The organism is Mesorhizobium sp. M7A.F.Ca.CA.004.04.2.1, from assembly GCF_004022825.1.
Lineage (GTDB): Bacteria > Pseudomonadota > Alphaproteobacteria > Rhizobiales > Rhizobiaceae > Mesorhizobium.
Genome location: NZ_RZPH01001530.1, coordinates 1 through 874 on the forward strand (window position 1 = coordinate 1; position 874 = coordinate 874).

The 874-nt window shown below is 64.3% G+C and carries 1 protein-coding gene and 1 pseudogene; one reads left to right on the forward strand and one right to left on the reverse strand.

All coding sequences use genetic code 11. From position 1 onward, the window contains the following. Positions 1 to 259, forward strand: a 259-nt coding sequence (locus EN893_RS35905; RefSeq protein ID WP_348632542.1) for a glycosyltransferase, incomplete at its 5' end; no start/stop codon positions are given. 97 nt (positions 260 to 356) lie between these two features. Here EN893_RS35905 and EN893_RS35910 read toward each other — a convergent pair. Further along, positions 357 to 874 (reverse strand): annotated as a pseudogene (locus tag EN893_RS35910) (hypothetical protein); the annotation flags it as partial.

An 874-nucleotide genomic window follows, 5' to 3' on the forward strand; every position in this document is an offset into this window, starting at 1 on the left:
GGAGGCGATGGCGTGGGGCGTGCCGGTGATCGCCACGCCTCTGGCGGCCGAGGGCCTGGACCTGGTCGACGGGGAGGAACTGCTGCTGTCGGATACCGATGAAGGACTTGCCGAGACGGCTGTCGGACTTTGCCTGGACGCGGACCGCAGGGCACGGCAGCGCATCCGCGCGCATCAAGCGGTTTGGGCAAGGTTCGGCCCAGAAGCCATCCGCAATGCCGTCCGCGGCGGGCTGGGGCTGGACGAGGCTGGCACATGATCCCTCCCTCCACCAGATATGGAGGAGCGACGTCGCTCCACATCGCTTGCAGGAGCTCCGCTTCGCACCGCGTCCAACCGGAATTTCGTGGCCTGCCCTATCGGGATGCGTGCTGAAGCTCTTGCCGAATGGGGCCGAGATAGGTTTGCGGATGCAAGCGTCGCCAAACATGGTCCCGGTCGGTCAGATGCGCGACCTGCTCTATCCAGCGTCTCGGCGCATCGGGGTCCCTCACCTCATGCCAGTCGTCGACGATAATGACAGGCAGGCCCTGGTAGAGCGGGTCGAGCGGCGAGGTCCTGGTGACGACGATGCAGCCGAGATAAAACAGCTCCCATGTCCTATGGCAGTCCAGGCCGTTGCCTTCGGTGGACAGCACGAGCGGGTATTGCGAGTACAGTTGCCAGATCGAGCGCTGCGAGACGCGTTTCGTCAGGAAATCGACGTGCGGACATCCGCCCAGGGCATCAAGCAGTTCCCGGCGCTGCCTCGAGCCATTGCTGATGCTGAAATCCGAGAACAGCCTGGGCGGACGGCGGTCCACATGATCCTGCCGGGCGCGTATGATTTCCAGTTGCTTCACAAGCCCTGCCGGCGTGGCAAGAGACCTAGGCG